21 protein-coding genes are annotated in these 18,787 nt (G+C 52.1%); 13 read left to right on the plus strand and 8 right to left on the minus strand.

Annotation, left to right across the window (positions count from 1 at the left end; all coding sequences use genetic code 11):
• The first annotated feature begins 43 nt into the window (after positions 1-43).
• The 6 genes from rhaS to rhaM all read left to right on the plus strand — a co-directional run bounded on the left by rhaS (position 44) and on the right by rhaM (position 6,267).
• Entirely contained in the window at positions 44-1,036 is a 993-nt protein-coding gene (gene rhaS / locus D8682_RS16745) for a rhamnose ABC transporter substrate-binding protein (RefSeq protein ID WP_064542652.1), read from the plus strand.
• Between the two features lie 165 nt (positions 1,037-1,201).
• On the plus strand, positions 1,202-2,713 hold the full coding sequence (locus tag D8682_RS16750) for a sugar ABC transporter ATP-binding protein (RefSeq protein WP_064542655.1): 1,512 nt from the start codon (positions 1,202-1,204) through the stop codon (positions 2,711-2,713).
• Positions 2,713-3,720, plus strand: a complete 1,008-nt coding sequence (locus tag D8682_RS16755; RefSeq protein WP_064542658.1) for an ABC transporter permease — start codon at positions 2,713-2,715, stop codon at positions 3,718-3,720. Before D8682_RS16750 ends, D8682_RS16755 begins: the two co-directional genes overlap by 1 nt.
• Positions 3,713-4,717 (plus strand): ABC transporter permease, encoded by a 1,005-nt coding sequence (locus D8682_RS16760; protein ID WP_064542661.1) that lies wholly within the window; start codon positions 3,713-3,715, stop codon positions 4,715-4,717. Before D8682_RS16755 ends, D8682_RS16760 begins: the two co-directional genes overlap by 8 nt.
• A gap of 90 nt (positions 4,718-4,807) precedes the next feature.
• Entirely contained in the window at positions 4,808-5,956 is a 1,149-nt protein-coding gene (fucO, locus tag D8682_RS16765; RefSeq protein WP_121814735.1) for a lactaldehyde reductase, read from the plus strand.
• The gene (gene rhaM, locus D8682_RS16770; protein ID WP_064542667.1) at positions 5,953-6,267 is read left to right on the plus strand and encodes an L-rhamnose mutarotase; all 315 of its coding nucleotides are present in this window, start codon (positions 5,953-5,955) and stop codon (positions 6,265-6,267) included. Before fucO ends, rhaM begins: the two co-directional genes overlap by 4 nt.
• Before the next feature lie 28 nt (positions 6,268-6,295).
• Here rhaM and D8682_RS16775 read toward each other — a convergent pair whose 3' ends face one another.
• The 3 genes from D8682_RS16775 to D8682_RS27230 all read right to left on the minus strand — a co-directional run bounded on the left by D8682_RS16775 (position 6,296) and on the right by D8682_RS27230 (position 8,052).
• A complete protein-coding gene (locus D8682_RS16775) occupies positions 6,296-7,306 on the minus strand; it encodes a virulence RhuM family protein (RefSeq protein ID WP_121814736.1) in 1,011 nt (336 codons plus the stop codon).
• A gap of 109 nt (positions 7,307-7,415) precedes the next feature.
• The gene (locus D8682_RS16780) at positions 7,416-7,865 is read right to left on the minus strand and encodes a hypothetical protein (RefSeq protein WP_238392776.1); all 450 of its coding nucleotides are present in this window, start codon (positions 7,863-7,865) and stop codon (positions 7,416-7,418) included.
• A gap of 22 nt (positions 7,866-7,887) precedes the next feature.
• Positions 7,888-8,052 carry an ash family protein gene (locus D8682_RS27230; RefSeq protein WP_232904837.1) on the minus strand — a complete coding sequence of 55 codons (165 nt, stop codon included), beginning with the start codon at positions 8,050-8,052 and terminating at the stop codon, positions 7,888-7,890.
• Between the two features lie 440 nt (positions 8,053-8,492).
• Between D8682_RS27230 and D8682_RS16785 the strand changes: the two genes are divergently transcribed.
• Positions 8,493-8,816: a DUF1493 family protein gene (locus D8682_RS16785; protein WP_121814737.1), complete on the plus strand. Its 324-nt coding sequence runs from the start codon at positions 8,493-8,495 to the stop codon at positions 8,814-8,816.
• Positions 8,817-8,876: 60 nt separating this feature from the next.
• On the opposite strand, the gene D8682_RS16790 is transcribed toward D8682_RS16785, so the two are convergent.
• The 3 genes from D8682_RS16790 to fdhD form a co-directional block, all read right to left on the minus strand.
• Positions 8,877-9,842, minus strand: a complete 966-nt coding sequence (locus tag D8682_RS16790) for a chemotaxis protein (RefSeq protein WP_064542676.1) — start codon at positions 9,840-9,842, stop codon at positions 8,877-8,879.
• A 184-nt stretch (positions 9,843-10,026) separates the two neighbouring features.
• Entirely contained in the window at positions 10,027-10,326 is a 300-nt protein-coding gene (asr, locus tag D8682_RS16795; RefSeq protein ID WP_064542679.1) for an acid resistance repetitive basic protein Asr, read from the minus strand.
• A gap of 119 nt (positions 10,327-10,445) precedes the next feature.
• Positions 10,446-11,270, minus strand: a complete 825-nt coding sequence (gene fdhD, locus D8682_RS16800; protein ID WP_121814738.1) for a formate dehydrogenase accessory sulfurtransferase FdhD — start codon at positions 11,268-11,270, stop codon at positions 10,446-10,448.
• 192 nt (positions 11,271-11,462) lie between these two features.
• Between fdhD and D8682_RS27460 the strand changes: the two genes are divergently transcribed.
• From D8682_RS27460 to fdhE, 5 genes are read left to right on the plus strand one after another with little or no spacing between them, the layout of a single operon-like run.
• Complete coding sequence (locus D8682_RS27460) at positions 11,463-11,546, plus strand: zinc finger domain-containing protein (protein ID WP_370090876.1); 84 nt, start codon at positions 11,463-11,465, stop codon at positions 11,544-11,546.
• Between the two features lie 4 nt (positions 11,547-11,550).
• On the plus strand, positions 11,551-14,481 hold the full coding sequence (gene fdnG, locus D8682_RS16810) for a formate dehydrogenase-N subunit alpha (RefSeq protein WP_370090877.1): 2,931 nt from the start codon (positions 11,551-11,553) through the stop codon (positions 14,479-14,481).
• A 12-nt stretch (positions 14,482-14,493) separates the two neighbouring features.
• Complete coding sequence (gene fdxH / locus D8682_RS16815; protein WP_064542691.1) at positions 14,494-15,399, plus strand: formate dehydrogenase subunit beta; 906 nt, start codon at positions 14,494-14,496, stop codon at positions 15,397-15,399.
• Positions 15,396-16,031 (plus strand): formate dehydrogenase cytochrome b556 subunit, encoded by a 636-nt coding sequence (fdoI, locus tag D8682_RS16820; RefSeq protein WP_064542693.1) that lies wholly within the window; start codon positions 15,396-15,398, stop codon positions 16,029-16,031. The genes fdxH and fdoI overlap by 4 nt, the downstream gene beginning before the upstream one ends.
• Positions 16,028-16,957 carry a formate dehydrogenase accessory protein FdhE gene (fdhE, locus tag D8682_RS16825; protein ID WP_064542696.1) on the plus strand — a complete coding sequence of 310 codons (930 nt, stop codon included), beginning with the start codon at positions 16,028-16,030 and terminating at the stop codon, positions 16,955-16,957. Before fdoI ends, fdhE begins: the two co-directional genes overlap by 4 nt.
• Positions 16,958-16,990: 33 nt before the next feature.
• Here fdhE and D8682_RS16830 read toward each other — a convergent pair whose 3' ends face one another.
• Together D8682_RS16830 and D8682_RS16835 are read right to left on the minus strand one after the other, a co-directional pair.
• Positions 16,991-17,323: a type II toxin-antitoxin system PemK/MazF family toxin gene (locus D8682_RS16830; protein ID WP_232887123.1), complete on the minus strand. Its 333-nt coding sequence runs from the start codon at positions 17,321-17,323 to the stop codon at positions 16,991-16,993.
• Positions 17,324-17,578 carry an AbrB/MazE/SpoVT family DNA-binding domain-containing protein gene (locus tag D8682_RS16835; RefSeq protein ID WP_083963253.1) on the minus strand — a complete coding sequence of 85 codons (255 nt, stop codon included), beginning with the start codon at positions 17,576-17,578 and terminating at the stop codon, positions 17,324-17,326.
• Between the two features lie 282 nt (positions 17,579-17,860).
• On the opposite strand from D8682_RS16835, the gene D8682_RS16845 reads away from it, so the two are divergent.
• Positions 17,861-18,775: an alpha/beta hydrolase gene (locus tag D8682_RS16845; protein ID WP_121814741.1), complete on the plus strand. Its 915-nt coding sequence runs from the start codon at positions 17,861-17,863 to the stop codon at positions 18,773-18,775.
• The last annotated feature ends 12 nt before the right edge of the window (positions 18,776-18,787 follow it).

Consider the following 18,787-nt stretch of genomic DNA (forward strand, 5'->3'; position numbering starts at 1 on the left):
AATAAAAATACCTGCAAACCCTACAAACATCGGAGTACAAGCAATGAAAACTAAAGCAATATTAGGTTGTACGCTTACCGTTGTCGCATTAGCACTCTCTGGTTCTGCCCTTGCTGAAGTGAAAATCGCGCTGGTGGCGAAATCGCTTGGTAATGGTTTCTTTGAAGCAGCAAACGTCGGGGCGCAGGAAGCCGCCAAAGAGTTGGGGGACGTTAAAGTTATTTATACCGGCCCAACCACCACCACAGCTGAAGCACAAATTGAAGTTCTCAACGGCTTGATCGCTCAAGGTGTTGATGCCATTGCTATTTCTGCTAATGACCCAGACGCGCTGGTTCCGGTGCTGAAAAAGGCCATGCAGCGTGGCATTAAAGTCGTTTCATGGGATTCCGGTGTGGCAAAAGATGGCCGCCAGATTCACCTGAACCCTTCTAATAACGCATTGATTGGCGAAACCAACGTCAAACTGGCCGCAGATGCGTTAAAAGCGATGAACGTCGAAAAAGGTGATGTCGCGATACTGAGCGCCACGCCGACCTCAACTAACCAGAATATCTGGATTGAAGAGATGAAAAAGGTACTGCCGAAGTACCCGTCTATCAATCTGGTCACCGTGGCCTATGGCGACGATCTTTCCGATAAAAGCTACCGTGAAACTGTCGGCCTGCTGAAATCTTATCCTGATTTAAAAGTGATCGTTTCGCCGTCTTCCGTCGGAATTGTTGCCGCAGCACAAGCGGTGAAAGACCAGGGCAAAATCGGCAAAGTCTACGTGACCGGCCTTGGCTTGCCGTCTGAAATGGCGGGAGCCGTGAAATCAGGTGCCTCGAAAAGTTTTGCCATCTGGAACCCAATCGATCTCGGCTACGCCGCCACTTACCTGGCAGACGATTTAGTCAAAGGTACGGCGACGAAAGAGGAAGCTAGCATGGGTAAATTGGGCAAAGTGAAGCTGGATGCGGATGGCAACGGCGCGATGGCTGAGCCGTTTGTTTACGATGCCAGCAACATCGATAAATTCTCCAAAATCTTCTGATTTAGGTTTTAGAAGCCACCTTCACCCTAACCCTCTCCCTGAGGGCGAGGGGACCGACCAAGGTTTTCTCCCTCTTCCTGAGGGAGAGGGGACAGATCGGTGTTCTCCCTCTCCAGGGGGAGAGGGCCGGGGTGAGGGCAACCAGAATCAACGGAGAACTTAACCATGGCACTCACGACACCACTGCTATCCCTCAAGGGGATCACCAAAGTCTTCCCCGGCGTTCGCGCGCTCGAAAATGTCCACCTCGATTTGTGGCCGGGAAAGGTTACGGCGCTCATCGGGGAAAACGGTGCCGGTAAATCCACCCTGGTGAAAGTCATGACCGGGATTTACCAGCCAGAAGAAGGCGAACTGTTATATAAAGCGATCCCGATTACGCTGCCAAACCCAGAAGCGGCGCATAAAGTCGGTATCACAGCAATTCACCAGGAAACGGTGCTGTTTGATGAACTGACCGTCACTGAAAACATTTTTGTCGGCCACTATATTTATCGCGGTTTCTTCAAAAAACTCGACTGGCCCGCGATGCACCAACAGGCTGAAGAAATCCTTACCCGTCTTGAAGTCCAGATTAACCCTCGCGCTACTCTCAAAACTCTCAGTATTGCTCAACGTCATATGGTGGCGATTGCGCGCGCATTGTCGTTTGAGGCACAGGTCGTCATTCTCGACGAACCGACCGCCGCGCTGTCGCAGCATGAAATTGTCGAGTTTTATCAAATCGTTGAGCGCCTGAAACGCGAAGGCAAAGCGATTCTGTTTATCTCGCACAAATTCGACGAGATTTTTGCCATTGCCGATCACTACACCATTCTGCGCGACGGGGTGTATATCAGTTCCGGGCAAATCAATGAGATAACCGAAGAGCGCATGGTCACCATGATGGTTGGGCGTGAAATCACTCACGCCTTCCCGAAAGTGCACTGCGAACTTGGCGATGTGGTGCTGGAGGTCAACGATCTCTGCCATCCAACTGAATTTGCCCATATCAATTTCCAGTTACGCAAAGGGGAAATCCTCGGTTTCTACGGCTTAGTCGGGGCCGGGCGGACCGAACTGATGCAGGCATTATCAGGCGTGTCGCGGCCATCGCATGGTGAAATCTTGCTGAACGGTCAGCCGATGCAATTCCGCCAGCCTGCGGATGCCATCAAAGCCGGGATTGTCTGTGTGCCGGAAGAGCGCCAGAAGCAGGGCGCCATCATTGAACTGCCTATCTACCAAAACATCAGCTTGCCACAACTGAGCCGCCTCAACCCGCGTGGTGTACTCAACGATGCGCGAGAATGGGCGCTGGCCGATGAATACGCCAAACGCTTGCAGGTCAAAGCTTTTAGCTGGAAACAACCGGTTGAAACGCTATCCGGCGGTAATCAGCAAAAAGTGGTAATCGGTAAATGGCTGGCGACTCAGCCAGAGGTGATCATTCTCGATGAGCCGACTAAAGGCATCGATATCGGCTCCAAAGCTGCAGTGCATCAGTTTATGTCTGAGCTGGTGGGTCACGGCCTGGCGGTGATTATGGTGTCGTCCGAATTGCCGGAAGTGATGGGCATGGCCGACCGCATTATCGTGATGCATGAAGGGCTGATGGTTGCCGAATATCGCGCAGGTGAAGCCAGTGCGGAAATGATCGTCAGCGCCGCCAGCGGCTCGCATGAGGAGGCAGCATAATGTGGCAAACCCTGCTCAAACATCGTGAATTTCTCCTCGCGGGCGTCATCCTGTTGATGGTACTGAGTATTGGTAGCCGTGCGCCGTCGTTCCTCGCACCTGGCAACCTGGTGGAGATGTTCAACGACACCTCGATTCTTATCATTCTCGCCCTTGGCCAGATGATGGTGTTGCTCACTAAAGGCATTGATTTGTCGATGGCGGCAAACCTGGCGCTTACCGGCATGATTGTCGCGTTACTCAACTTCCACTATCCGCAAATTCCCGTCTGGGCGCTGCTTTCGCTGGCAACCGTTCTGGGCTTGCTGATGGGCGTAATCAACGGTTTGTTGGTCTGGAAGCTCGGTATTCCGGCGATTGTCGTCACGCTTGGCACCATGAGTATTTATCGCGGCATTATTTTTCTGCTTTCGAATGGTGGCTGGATTAACGCCCATCAGATGAGTAGCGATTTCCTCGGGTTGCCGCGTGCGGTGATTTTGGGAATGCCGTTGCTGAGTTGGTGTGCGGTCGCAGCATTGTTGTTGGTCGGCTATTTCTTGCGTTACAGCCGCACTGGCCGGGCGATGTATACCGCAGGCGGCAACGCTACCGCCGCGTATTACACCGGAATCAACGCCGGAAAAATGCAGTTCATCAGTTTCAGCCTTTCGGGCGCGCTGGCAGGTTTCTGCGGCTATTTGTGGATTTCTCGTTTTGCTGTGGCGTATGTCGACGTGGCGAACGGTTTTGAACTGCAAATCGTAGCGGCCTGTGTGATTGGCGGGATCAGCACCATGGGCGGCATCGGGCGCGTGCTTGGTTGCTTACTGGGCGCTCTGTTCCTTGGTGTTATCAACAACGCGCTGCCGGTGATTGGCGTCTCACCGTTCTGGCAAATGGCGATTTCAGGCGCGGTGATTGTGATTGCGGTGTTGCTCAACGAACGCGGCAATAAACGCAAAGGGCGGCTGATTTTGCGCGACGCAGTGCTTGCGCGGCAAGCTCCGGGAGTGAGTCATGAATAAAACGCTGATCTCTGAATCTGTGCCATCGCAGGCGGTGTCCGCATCACTATTGCGCCGCTTGCTGTGCTGGGAGACATTTTTGCTGACGGTGACGCTGGCTGTATTTATCGCCAACGCGCTGGCTTCGCCATATTTCCTCAACATCTGGAACCTGTCGGACGCCACTTTCAACTTCACGGAAAAGGCGATCATCGTGCTGCCGATGGCGATGCTGATTATTGCCCGTGAAATTGACCTGTCGGTAGCGTCGACTATTGCGCTTAGCTCGACGGCAATGGGCTTCTGTGCGCAGGCGGGAGTCGATACCACAGGGCTGGTGTGTATCGGGCTGGGCGTCGGTTTGCTGTGCGGTTTGTTCAACGGCCTGCTGGTTACGCGGTTCAACCTTTCGTCGATTGTTATCACCATCGGCACCATGAGTTTGTACCGCGGCATCACCTACATATTGCTGGGTGATCAGGCGCTAAATAAGTACCCGGAAAGTTTTGCATGGTTTGGTCAGGGCTACGTCTGGGGTGCACTGTCGTTTGAATTTGCCTTGTTCATAGTGCTGGCGGCGGTGTTCGCTTTCTTGCTGCACAAAACCAACTTTGGCCGCCGGACTTACGCCATCGGCAATAACCCGACGGGTGCGTGGTATTCCGGTATCAACGTGAAACGCCACAACCTGATGCTGTTCGTGCTGGTTGGTGTGATGGCGGGGCTGGCGTCAGTGTTGTTAACCTCACGCCTCGGGAGCACGCGCCCGACCATCGCAATAGGTTGGGAGTTAAGCGTAGTCACCATGGCGGTGCTCGGCGGCGTCAATATTCTGGGCGGTTCGGGGAGCATGGCGGGGGTGATTATCGCCGCATTCCTGATGGGGCTGGTGACGTTCGGCCTGAGCCTGCTCAATGTGCCAGGTATCGTGATGTCGATTATTGTCGGCTCGATGCTGATAGTGGTGATTTCACTGCCCATTATTACCCGGCGTTTTTTAGGGCGTCGGCGAGTTTGATTTTTTCCCGCTCTGGTTTCCCCCCTCGCTTGGGGAGAGGCCGGGGTGAGGATATGGATTTTTAAAACATCAATATTATGGAGAATAGCTATGAGCTTTATGTTGGCCTTACCAAAAATCAGCCTTCACGGCGCGGGCGCTATCGGCGATATGGTGAAATTAATTGCCGCTAAACCCTGGGGCAAAGCGTTAATCATCACCGACGGGCAACTGGTGAAAATGGGCTTGCTCGAAAGCCTGTTTAGCGCGCTCGACGAACATCAACTTTCTTACGAACTGTTCGACGAAGTTTTCCCGAACCCGACCGAAGAACTGGTGCAAAAAGGCTTTGCGGCGTATCAGGCCGCAGGTTGCGATTACCTGATTGCCTTCGGTGGCGGCAGCCCGATTGATACCGCCAAAGCGGTGAAAATCCTGACCGCAAACCCAGGCCCATCAACCGCGTATTCCGGCGTGGGCAAAGTGACTAATCCTGGCGTGCCGCTAGTGGCGATTAACACCACTGCGGGAACTGCGGCAGAGATGACCAGCAATGCGGTAATTATCGATTCCGTGCGCCATGTAAAAGAAGTCATTATCGACACTAACCTGATTCCGGACATCGCCGTCGATGACGCCAGCGTCATGCTCGATATCCCGGCGAGCGTCACTGCCGCAACGGGTATGGATGCGTTGACTCACGCCATCGAAGCTTACGTTTCTGTCGCCGCTCATCCGCTCACCGACGCCAATGCGCTGGAGGCTATCCGCCTGATTAGCCAGTGGTTGCCGAAAGCGGTAGATGACGGCAAAAACCTTGAAGCGCGTGAAATGATGGCTTACGGCCAATATCTGGCGGGTATGGCGTTTAACAGTGCCGGTCTTGGCCTGGTGCATGCGCTAGCACACCAGCCGGGTGCCACTCACAACCTGCCGCACGGCGTGTGTAATGCCATCTTGTTGCCGGTAATCGAAGCCTTTAACCGCCCGAAAGCCGTTGCACGTTTTGCGAAAGTCGCCGCAGCAATGGGCGTGAATACTCAGGATATGGAAGAAGAAGAAGCCAGCTTTGAGGCTATTCTGGCGATTCGTGCGCTTTCCACACGTGTCGGCATCCCATCTGGCTTTAGCCAGCTTGGTATTCAAACCGCAGACATCGAAGGCTGGCTGGACAACGCTCTTGCTGATCCATGCGCGCCATGCAATCCACGCGTTGCCACGCGTGAGGAAGTCCGCGAGCTGTACCTGGAGGCATTATGATCCGCAAAGCTTTTGTTATGCAGGTGAATCCCGATGCCCATGAAGAATATCAGCGTCGCCATACGCCGATTTGGCCTGAGCTGGAAGCGGTACTTAAACAGCACGGTGCTCATCACTACGCTATCTATCTTGATGCTGAACGCCATCTACTTTTTGCCACGGTAGAAATTGAGTCTGAAGCCCGCTGGAACGCGGTTGCCCAAACGGAAGTTTGCCAACGCTGGTGGAAGCATATGAGCGAGATTATGCCGAGCAACCCGGATAACAGCCCGGTCAGTGCGGAGCTGAAAGAGGTGTTTTATCTGGAGTAGGGTTTTTCATCGTAAAACGAGGGCCATGTTAGTGGCCCTTTTTTAGGTTCAGGCGTTTTTCGAGCTGTTCTAACTGTTCCAACTCAATGCGGTCGGCTTCACGCGCATCAGCTATTTTTCTGGATTTATCGAATGATTCATAATGCTCATTTACCACGGATTTCATCTGCTCGCGGCTAACAGAACCACGGTGATTCAAAAGTGGTTGTTCATTAAAAGCCATAAAGTTGTCGATAAATTTACGCCAGTCTGCGAGCTTCAGGTGTTGTTTTTGTTTGGCGCGGAACTCTGCGAATTCTAAAAACATCGAGGCCAGACGATTCAGGCTATCGAGTTCGTCTTCATTAAGGTAATTTTTGGCGATCACCACATCCGCTTTGCGCACACGTGAGCCTTTAAAACTCAGCAAATTCATATTGGATTTTGTTGCATCTGCACGCTGTACCACGAGTTCGGCTGCGGTATAACCTGTGACCGCGAAGAACAATTTGTTTTGTACTTCGGCAAACAGCTGGACTGTGTCTTTTTCGTTGGCGCGATAGTCTTCGGAAAGGGTAAATAGATCGCGAATTTTTTGATAAAAGCGCAGCTCTGAAGAGCGTATTTCGCGGATGCGCTCCAGCAATTCGTCAAAGTAGTCCCACTTAGGATCTTTAAGGCGTTCGTCATCCATAGCGAAGCCTTTAAGCATATATTCGTGGAGGATACGTGTCGCCCACTGCCGGAATTGCGTTGCCCGAGGGGATTTCACGCGATAACCGATGGCAATAATCATCGGTAACGAGTAATGAGCAAGCTGGCGTTGGATATTCCGCTCGCCCTCACTTTGAACTGTCAAGTAATCCTTGACGGTTGCCTCACGGCTCAACTCTCCTTCGGCAAAAATGTTCTTCACATGCAGGCTGATGTTCTGCTTAGTTGTTTGATAAAGCTCAGCAATTTCTAGTTGCGTAAGCCATACCTGGCCCCCCAACTCACGCAAAATAAACTGGGATTCGCCGTCTTCGGAGGTGTAGAGGATCGGATCGTTATCAGACATTATTTCCATCCTTGAGTTATGGCGTGACGTGTCGATGATACAGGACGAACTGAGTCACGCTGAACCAAAAGAAGAAGAACCCAGCCCTTTCTGAACCGGGTTCGCAGATTTACATCGTTATTGCCGTGCGGACAAAGCGTGGCGTTCTTAACTCATCGGCAAAATAACCCGTGAGTTCAAACAGCAGCCCGGTCAGCGCTTTTTCTTCACTGGCGGAAAAATTGTGACTATTGAGGATTTGCGCCAGCGTCAGGCAATAGCGGCAAAGATCTTCTGGTTCAGGTTCAAAAGTGGATACTGCCGCCGGAATATGATCCACGGTGAGGCTTTCAACCAGATGTTCTGGAATGGGTTCATTCAGCGTCGAGTAAAGCAGCTCCAGGCATTCCGCGAGGCGGTAGCAAAGGACGCGTCTTTCCCCCGGTTTTGCGCTTGCAATCAGCGAGTCGGCGAAGCGTTCGCAATAGTCGGCAAGCACAGTGAAATCGGTATTAATATCAAAAGAAAGCGTAAGCGGTGAGTTTTCTGAAGTTTGAGTTTGGGTTGGGGTAGTAGCCATAGTGGCAGCCTCCTGTAACGGGTTATATTCCCACCACCTGAGAGGCTAATCTCTGGGTGGTGAGCTGAACGAGGTTAGCCTTACCGGTGTTACAGGAAACCGGCGCATCTTTCGACGCCCCCATCCAGCCCACCATAATTAGGGTGTAGCCGAACGCACGGTATAAAAAAAGACGCTGGCGCGTCATATACCGCCTGTAACTATAATCGAGAGGCTAATCCCGGCACCTGATTTTGCAGGTACGGCGCAACGATACTGCGATTGATTATTGCCAGCAAGCGGTTTGCGTGCGGAAAGTTATGCTCTGCGGCATGGCTCGCAAAGGTGAATGCAATGACATGAAAATATTTAAGCCTGATTTAATTAATATTTAACTTAATTAAAAATAAGGAATTTTGTTACATCTGTTCAATTGATCGATATTTCCGAGTGAGTAAGCTTCTTCAAGGATTTCATAAAAACTATAAGGAAAAGTGAAAATGGCATACGAGAAAATCACGCAAAAGCATTGTGACGGAAATATCATATATACCTTAAGTAAGTGACAGGGGTAAGTGAGTGCAGTCAACACCCCTGCAGCTTGAAGTATAAAGGGTATAAAGACCGAATACAGTGGACATACTTCTGATGAGAGACTACGAAACAGAAGTTATTAAGTACATTATGGAAAATTACCCCATCAGGAAGCGCTGGTTCAAACCTGAAATCAAGCAGGTAACCAAGGAATGGACGCTAGACGATGATTTTCAGTTTTTACCTGAAGACGCACATGATTTTTTGGCTGATGTATTTGAGCACTTCGATATTGAACATTCAAACTTTGATGGTGAGAACTACTTTGAATATGAGTATCCATTCTGGCAAAAGAAACCGCCAAAAAGAGTATTAAGACCTTTGACGGTAGAAATGATTATTGAATCAGCAAAGGCCGGAAGATGGCTTTATGATTGAAAGGATAAGTGCTTGTAGAGTGGGAATGCGATACGTCTCCCACTCTTTTGCAAAAGGCTACTAAACCACCGCACCTTCCAGCGCTTTATTAATCACCTGTGAAAGCTCTTTCACATCGAACTTCGCCACATAACCGTTGGCACCCACTTTGCGCACGTGATCTTCGTTGGCGCTGCCGGATAAAGACGAGTGAATCACCACCGGAATGTGCTTTAACGTGATATCTGTTTTGATGTTGCGCGTCAGGGTAAAGCCATCCATTTCCGGCATTTCAATATCGGTTAATACCATACCAATGCGGTCGGTGATCGGCTGGCCTGCGGCTTTAGCTTCTGCGGCGATAACCTTGATTTTCTCCCACGCTTCAAGCCCTGTGGAATGCATCATTGCCGGAATGCCCATGCCTTTCAGCCCTTGCTCAAGCATCAGGCGGGCGACTTTGGAATCTTCGGCAACAATCGCCACGGCACCGGGTTTTAACGGATTGGTATTGCCTTCGATTGCCGCCATATCGACTTTGCGCCCGGAAGGGATGATGTCGTAGAGGATCTGTTCAACATCGAGCACCAGCGCCAGTTCGCCTTTGTGCTCGTCACTATCCAGTGAGGCAATGCTGGTGATGTTACGGCTGCTCACGCCTGATTCGGCAGCGTGAACCTGGCTCCAGTCGAGGCGGATAATATTTTCCACCGACTCTACTGCAAACGCCTGCGTGCTGCGGGCATATTCGGTTATCAGTAACAGATTCAGCCCGGTTTTTGGTGTGCAGCCTGTAACGGCTGGCAGGTCGATAACCGGGATAAACTGGTCGCGAATATTTGCCATGCCCAACAGCGGCGACATCATTCCCGCTGCGCGGTTAATTTTTGGCATCGGTACAATTTCACGCAGCTTAAAAACATTAATGCCATACAACTCAGATTTCCCACCGTGCTGGCCATCGCCTAAGCGGAAAAGTAACAGCTCAAATTTATTGGATAACGCCAGGTTAGCCCTTTCATCGATATCTTTTTGAAAACTATCCATTTAAACCTCTGTTCGATAACCTGGCGGAAAATCGCCCTGGCGCCTGTAGAAGTTATCGGCAGATTGCGGAAAAAATGGAGTGCGATTACGAGTGAATGATGGACGGCGTAATCGCTTCCCACAACAAAGAAAAAAACACCCGGCAAGCCGAGTGTTTTTAGAGAAGAGGGATTGTGTGGCTGACTTATGCAGCAGGTTTAACCGCTGGTTTTGCCGCTGGCGCTACTGTGGTAGCCGCTTTTTTGTGGTGCTTTTTGGCAGCCTGAGCTTTCTGTGGAGCGGCTGGTGTTGCTGTGTGAGTGGCTTTTTTGTGGTGTTTTTTAGCTGCTTGCGCTTTCTGCGCTACCGGTGCTGCTTTGTGGTGTTTTTTGTGGTGCACAGTAGTGTGTTTTGCCGGAGCAGGTGCTGCGGTGGTATCAGCCGCGAAAGCAACAGAAGACAGACCCATTACAGCGACAGCAATCAGAGTTAATACTTTTTTCATTTTGATAGTCTCGTATTTGTTTATGTGCGGCCGGTTGGCCCGTTGAAATAACTCTATTCCAATAAACAAATACCTTCCGTGAGTGATTGGTGTCGGTAAGTAACGGAATGTACAACTCCTTAACGCAGCCGCTGCGGATGGGTATAAACCGTGGCGCGGCCTGGTTTACTAAAGCCGACCAGCGTCAAATTGCAATGATGGGCAACTTCCACCGCAAGCGTGGTGGCGGCAGAAACAGCAAACAAAATCTCGACGCCGCACTGGGCCGATTTTTGCACCATTTCATAGCTGGCACGGCTGGAGACTAACACTGCGCCAGTGTTCCAGCTTTCGCGGGCTCGCACCCCAAGCAGTTTATCCAGCGCCACATGGCGGCCAATATCTTCTTTGCCATCCAGAATCGTGCCGTTCTCATTAAGCCAAAGTGCGGCATGCGTACAACCGGTGAGTTGCCCGACGGGTTGGTAGTCGCGCATCTGGTTTAACGCCGCGTCCAGTTTATTCAAATCAAAAGTTTGTGTGAAGGGCAGTGGCGTAATCGGGCGGCCAATATCATTGAGCTGTTCAACGCCGCAGACGCCGCAACCGGTGCGCCCGGCAAGAGAGCGACGGCGTTCTTTTAACCCCATGAAACGGCGGCTGGAAAGCTCTATTTGTACCTCCAGACCATTGCACACCGCGATAACATCCATTCCGTAAATATCGGCAGGGGATTCTATAATTCCTTCTGATAAGGAAAAACCTAATGCAAAGAGTTCCAAATCTTTGGGGGATGCCATCATTACGACATGCGAAATACCGTTGTAGACCAGTGCTACCGGGATTTCTTCAGCCAGCCAGTCGCCTTTGGCTTGCTGTAAATCGTGGCGTTGCCACAAATCTATCGTCCGTGCGCCAGTGATGGCGTTCACAATTTTGCTTTGTTTCGGGTTGGGATTGTTCACTTTGTCTTAACCTGATTGGAACAGCCTTAAAACTAATGTGGTATTCTTGAAACACTATCCCTTCCGGATGAAGGGCTATTGCCAGTTTGAACCTTTGCGGCTTAAACCGCAAAAATTACACTTATAAGTCATGTGAAAAATGTCGAAAAAAGGAGCATCCATGCAGGTCAGCAGACGACAGTTCTTTAAGATCTGTGCTGGCGGTATGGCAGGGACTACGGCAGCGGCACTGGGCTTTGCCCCAGGTGTTGCACTTGCGGAAACACGGCAATATAAACTGCTGCGTACACGTGAAACCCGTAACACCTGCACATATTGTTCCGTCGGTTGTGGGCTATTGATGTACAGCCTCGGTGACGGCGCGAAAAATGCCAAAGCATCCATCTTCCATATTGAAGGCGACCCGGACCATCCGGTAAACCGCGGTGCACTCTGCCCGAAAGGTGCAGGTCTGGTGGATTTCATCCACAGTGAAAGCCGTCTAAAATTCCCTTCTTACCGCGCACCAGGCTCGGATAAGTGGGAACAAATCAGCTGGGAAACGGCATTTGACCGTATCGCCAAACTGATGAAAGCAGACCGCGACGCCAACTTTATTGCGCAGAACGCCCAGGGAACCACGGTCAACCGTTGGCTCTCCACCGGCATGTTGTGCGCATCAGCGTCCAGTAACGAAACCGGTTATTTAACCCAGAAATTTTCCCGCGCCCTCGGCATGTTAGCCGTGGATAACCAGGCGCGTGTCTGACACGGACCAACGGTAGCAAGTCTTGCTCCAACATTTGGTCGCGGTGCGATGACCAACCACTGGGTTGATATTAAGAACGCCGATCTCGTTATTGTGATGGGTGGAAACGCGGCAGAAGCGCATCCAGTTGGGTTCCGCTGGGCGATGGAAGCCAAAATCCACAACGGCGCGAAGCTGATCGTTATCGATCCGCGCTTTACGCGTACCGCTTCGGTGGCGGATTTCTACACCCCGATTCGCTCCGGCTCAGACATCGCTTTCTTGTCTGGCGTACTGCTGTACCTGATCAACAACAATAAATTTAACCGCGAGTACGTCGAGGCTTACACCAACGCCAATCTGATTGTGCGTGAGGATTACAGCTTCGAAGACGGCCTGTTCTCAGGCTACGACGCGGCAAACCGTAAATACGACAAAACCACCTGGAACTATGAGCTGGACGAAAAAGGCTTCGCTAAACGCGACCTGACGCTGACTCATCCGCGCTGCGTGTGGAACCTGCTCAAAGAGCACGTTTCCCGCTACACGCCAGATGTGGTTTCCAATATTTGCGGTACCCCGAAAGATGATTTCCTGAAAGTATGTGAATACATCGCAGAAACCAGCGCCAGGAATAAAACGGCGTCGTTCTTGTATGCACTGGGCTGGACGCAACACTCCGTGGGCGCGCAGAACATTCGTACTATGGCGATGATTCAGTTGCTGCTTGGCAACATGGGGATGGCGGGCGGCGGCGTGAACGCACTGCGCGGGCACTCCAACATTCAGGGTCTGACGGATCTCGGCCTGTTGTCACAAAGCCTGCCAGGCTACATGACGCTGCCGAATGAGAAACAGCCTGACATCCAGACTTATCTTGCCGCCAACACGCCGAAACCGCTGCTGGAAGGCCAGGTCAACTACTGGGGCAACTACCCGAAATTCTTCGTTTCGATGATGAAAGCCTTCTTTGGTGACAAAGCCACAGCAGAAAACAGCTGGGGTTATGACTGGTTGCCGAAATGGGACAAGGGCTACGACGTCCTGCAATATTTCGAGATGATGAACCAGGGCAAGGTGAACGGTTACCTGTGCCAGGGCTTTAACCCTGTTGCTTCGTTCCCGAACAAAAACAAAGTCATTGCGTCACTGTCGAAGCTGAAATTCCTCGTGACCATCGACCCGCTGAACACCGAAACCTCGAACTTCTGGCAGAACCACGGCGAGATGAACGACGTTGATCCGTCGAAAATCCAGACCGAAGTGTTCCGCTTGCCATCCACCTGCTTTGCCGAAGAAAACGGTTCTATCGTTAACTCCGGACGCTGGTTGCAGTGGCACTGGAAAGGTGCGGACGCCCCAGGGGAAGCGCTGAACGACGGCGAAATCCTCGCGGGTATCTTTAGCCGTTTGCGCCATATGTACCAGGCCGAAGGCGGTGCGCTGCCTGAGCAAGTGCTGAACATGAGCTGGAACTACCAGACTCCTGACAACCCGGCTCCAGAAGAAGTGGCGATGGAAAGCAACGGTAAAGCGTTGCAGGACGTGGTCGACCCGGCAACTGGTGCGGTTCTGGTGAAAAAAGGCCAGCAACTCAGCTCGTTTGCACAACTGCGCGATGACGGCACCACTTCCAGTGGCTGTTGGATCTTCGCCGGTAGCTGGACGCCAGACGGCAACCAGATGGCACGCCGCGATAACGCGGACCCATCAGGTTTGGGTAACACGCTAGGCTGGGCCTGGGCGTGGCCGCTTAACCGTCGCATTCTGTATAACCGTGCTTCCGCCGATCCAGCGGGTAAACCGTGGGACGAAAAACGCCGCCTGATTTCCTGGGATGGCGCGAAGTGGAGCGGCGCAGATATTGCCGACTACAGCACTGCCGCACCGGGTACTGACGTTGGGCCGTTCATCATGCAGCCGGAAGGTTTAGGGCGCTTGTTTGCTATCGACAAGATGGCAGAAGGGCCGTTCCCGGAACACTACGAGCCGTTTGAAACGCCACTTGGCACCAACCCGCTGCACCCGAACGTGGTTTCTAACCCGGCGGCGCGCGTGTTCAAAGGTGACCTGGAAGCGATGGGCAAGCATGACAAGTTCCCGTATGTCGGCACCACGTATCGTCTGACTGAGCATTTCCACTACTGGACCAAACACGCGGTACTGAACGCCATCGCGCAGCCAGAGCAGTTTATCGAGATTGGCGAGAAGCTCGCGAATTCACTCGGTATCGCGCACGGCGACACGGTGAAAGTCTCCTCCAACCGTGGCTTTATCAAAGCCAAAGCGGTGGTGACCAAGCGTATTCGCCAGCTAGATGTGAATGGCCAGAAAGTGGACACCATCGGTATTCCGATTCACTGGGGTTATGAAGGTGTGGCGAAGAAAGGCTTTATCGCTAACACCCTGACGCCATTTGTCGGTGATGCCAACACGCAAACGCCTGAATTTAAAGCGTTCCTGGTCAATGTGGAAAAGGTGTAACGGAGACGAATTATGGCTTATCAATCTCAGGACATCATCCGTCGTTCCGCCACCAATGGCCTCACACCCGCGCCACAAGCGCGGGATCACCAGCAAGAGGTTGCGAAACTTATCGACGTGACCACCTGCATCGGCTGCAAAGCCTGCCAGGTGGCCTGTTCGGAGTGGAACGATCTGCGCGATGAGATCGGCAGCAACGTCGGCGTTTACGATAACCCGGCAGATTTGACCGCCAAATCATGGACGGTCATGCGCTTCTCGGAAGTGGAACAAAACGACAAACTGGAATGGTTAATCCGCAAAGATGGCTGTATGCACTGCGCGGATCCAGGCTGCCTGAAAGCGTGTCCGGCTGAAGGCGCAATCATTCAGTATGCCAACGGTATTGTCGATTTCCAGTCTGAGCAGTGCATCGGCTGCGGTTACTGCATCGCCGGTTGCCCGTTCGACGTGCCGCGCCTGAACCCGGAGGACAACCGTGTCTACAAATGCACCCTGTGCGTAGACCGTGTGACCGTCGGCCAGGAGCCTGCCTGCGTGAAAACTTGCCCAACTGGTGCAATTCATTTCGGCTCGAAAGAGGATATGAAAAACCTGGCGGGCGAGCGTGTGAGCGAACTGAAAACGCGCGGTTACGACAACGCCGGATTGTACGACCCGGAAGGCGTTGGCGGCACACATGTTATGTATGTGCTGCACCATGCGGACAAGCCGACGTTGTATCACGGCCTGCCAGAGAACCCGTCCATCAGCCCAACCGTGAAATTCTGGAAAGGTGTCTGGAAGCCGCTCGCCGCTATTGGCTTTGCTGCAACCTTCGCCGCCAGCGTGTTCCACTATGTGGGGGTCGGCCCGAACCGTGCCGAAGAAGAGGACGATAACCTGCACCATGACGACGACGAGGTGCGCAAACCATGAAAAAACAAGTGACTATTCAGCGTTACAGCGCGCCTGAACGTATCAACCACTGGGTAACCGCCTTCTGCTTTATGCTGGCGGCCATCAGCGGGCTGGGGTTTTTCTTCCCCTCCTTTAACTGGTTAATGAACGTTCTGGGCACACCGCAACTGGCGCGCATTCTCCACCCGTTCGTCGGTGTAGTGATGTTTGCCTCGTTTATCATCATGTTTTTCCGTTACTGGCACCATAACCTCATCAATCGTGACGATATTTTCTGGGCGAAGAATATTCGCAAGATCGTCGTTAACGAAGAAGTGGGGGACACCGGGCGGTATAACTTCGGCCAGAAATGCGTGTTCTGGGCGGCGATTATCTTCCTGGTACTGTTGCTGGTGAGCGGCGTGATTATCTGGCGCCCGTACTTCGCGCCTGCATTCTCAATCCCGTTGATTCGCGTTGCCCTGTTGGTGCATTCATTTGCAGCAGTGGCACTGATTGTGGTTATTATGGTCCACATCTATGCCGCCCTTTGGGTGAAAGGCACGATTACCGCGATGGTGGAAGGCTGGGTCACCACGACCTGGGCCAAAAAACACCATCCGAAATGGTATCGTGAAGTTCGCCAAAAACAGGAAAAACGATCGGAATGAGTATTCGCATAATCCCGCAAGACCAGCTGGAGAAGAGCGATAAACGCACGGCGGAGATGATCCCGCCGTTGCTGTTCCCCAGGCTGAAAAATCTCTATAACCGCCGCGCTGAACGCCTGCTTGAGTTGGCGACCGATAATCCGCTGGGTGATTTCCTGCGCTTTGCTGCACTGATCGCCCACGCCCAGGAAGTGGTGCTGTACGACCACCCGCTGGAAATGGATTTAACGGCGCTGATTCAGAAGTCATCGGAAACCGGCAAGCCGCCGCTGGATATTCACGTTTTACCACGTGATCCCCACTGGCAGCGCCTGCTGAATTCGTTGATTGCCGAGCTGAAACCAGAGATGAGCGGCCAGGCACTGGCAGTTATCGAAAATCTGGAAAAGGCGTCGACGCAAGAACTCGAAGAGATGGCGACCGCGCTGTTTAACGCTGATTTTGCGCTGGTAAGCAGTGATAAAGCCCCGTTCATTTGGGCGGCGTTATCGCTCTACTGGGCGCAAATGGCGAGCCTTATCCCAGGCCGTGCGAAAGCAGAATACGGTGAACAACGCCAGTTCTGCCCGGTTTGCGGCTCGATTCCGGTTTCCAGCGTGGTGCAGATTGGTGGCACCAGCGGCCTGCGTTACCTGCATTGCAACTTATGCGAAACCGAATGGCATGTGGTGCGTATTAAATGCAGCAACTGCGAGCAAACCCGCGATTTGAACTACTGGTCGCTGGAAAGCGAGCAGTCAGCGATTAAAGCGGAAAGCTGCGGCGACTGCGGCACTTACCTGAAGATCCTCTATCAGGAAAAAGATGCCAAAGTTGAAGCCGTGGCCGACGATTTAGCCTCGTTAGTGCTGGACGCGCGCATGGAGCAAGAAGGCTTTGCCCGCAGCAGCATCAATCCTTTCCTGTTCCCAGGGGAAGGGGAGTAGGTGATGCAGTGGGATGCTTTGCATCCCACTGTGTTATTCGAAAAATACCTTCACTCTGGACAGCGCCTCTTCTGTGACTTCTTCAGGTGCTTTTTCAATGAAACGCATCTGTCTGGCCCGGAAATCGATTGATTTAACATGATGGCAAATGACAACTCCCCGGGTGTGAGTTTCTGTCAGATGTACTTCAAACGCATTGCCACGAACACGAGATGTTATTGGTGCCACAATCGCCATGCCAGCCTTGCGGCTAAATTCGACTGGTGACAATACTAGCGCAGGCCGAGTTTTGGCTTGTTCGTGACCAGCGGCAGGATCAAAATCGAGCCACACTAAATCGCCTCTATCAGGCATATAAAGACTCACCTAATCGATCTCCTTGCCAACAGGCGGAGAATTCAGCCACTCACGGTCTTCATCATCAAGCTCGAAACTTCCTTCGGGTGATTGGGCCAGTAACTCACTTAGCGTGTATATCGGCTTTGCGACTCGCAACATAATTCCACCCTCAACGGCTTCAATATCCACTTTGTCACCTATTCTCATCCCAGCTTTCTCCAGAACAGCTGCAGGAATAATGGCCCCTGCGGAATTACCCCATTTACGAATCAGCGTTTTCACAATGATTACCAAATTAAACAATGTTTAAACTCATTTTAACACGATGGGTAAATCGCACAATGTTTAACCATTTACATTATTTACGGCATCTAATGTTGTTTTGTGAATGAGCTTGCTGGGTACTATAAACCTCAAAAAGTGTACGGTTATCTGCTTTTTCCTGGAAGTTTTCATTTGTTCGAGGCGCTTTCCAGAATGCTGAAATAGTGAAAAAACTCGGTTCACGCGATCCCATAAATGCGATATAACTGTTCATCTATACAGCATGAAAGGAATTCCGCTATGTCCCTCGAACCCGCAATCGCCGGGCTGGTTGATGAATTCATCGACTCTGGCCGACCGTCTTCACGCCAACAAACTTTTGCTGAACGCCGTGCCGGGTATATCGCCAGCACGGTTTTAGCGGGCGAAACGGAAACCCGGGTCGACGTGAAAGACATCTGTCTTGATGGCTGCACGTTACGCATGTTTTCCCCGCTCAATGCCACCGGATCGCTTCCTGCCGTGATCTACTACCACGGTGGTTGCTTTGTTAGCGGTGGGTTTGAAACCCATGACAATCAGTTACGCCAGCTTTGCTATCACAGTGGTTGCCGGGTGATTGCCGTTCAGTATCGCGTGGCACCAGAGCACACTTATCCGGCAGCACATGATGATGCTGAACGTGCAGCGGACGCTATCTGGCAAGCGGCTGATCAGATGGAAGTGGATCGTGAACGAATCACGCTCGCGGGCGACAGCGCCGGTGGGCATATTGCTCTGGTCACCGCTCTGCGCCTGAAAAGTGCGGGAAACTGGTTGCCTGCGCGCCTCATGCTGATTTACCCGATGCTGGACGCGACGGCGGAATCTGTCAGCTATCAGGAAAATGGCTACGACTACATCATTACCCGCGATACGCTGCTTTCAGGTTACGAAGCCTATATGGCCGATCTTGACCCAATGGATGATGAAGCCAGCCCGTTATTTCGTGAAGATTTTGCAGGCCTGCCACCGGTGCATATCATCACCGCTGAATACGACCCACTTCGCAATGAAGGTGAGGTCTTGCATGAGTGCCTGATGGATCAAGGCGTTGAGTCCACCTGCCAACGCTATCTTGGCGTGATCCACGGCTTCTTCCAGCTTGGTGGTATCAGCCAGGCAGCGCGCGACGCCATGCGTGATGTTGCGTGGCGGGTAGGTCAAACACGCTAAGACGAGATACCA

Source organism: Buttiauxella sp. 3AFRM03 (genome assembly GCF_003675305.1).
Taxonomy (GTDB): Bacteria; Pseudomonadota; Gammaproteobacteria; order Enterobacterales; family Enterobacteriaceae; genus Buttiauxella; species Buttiauxella ferragutiae.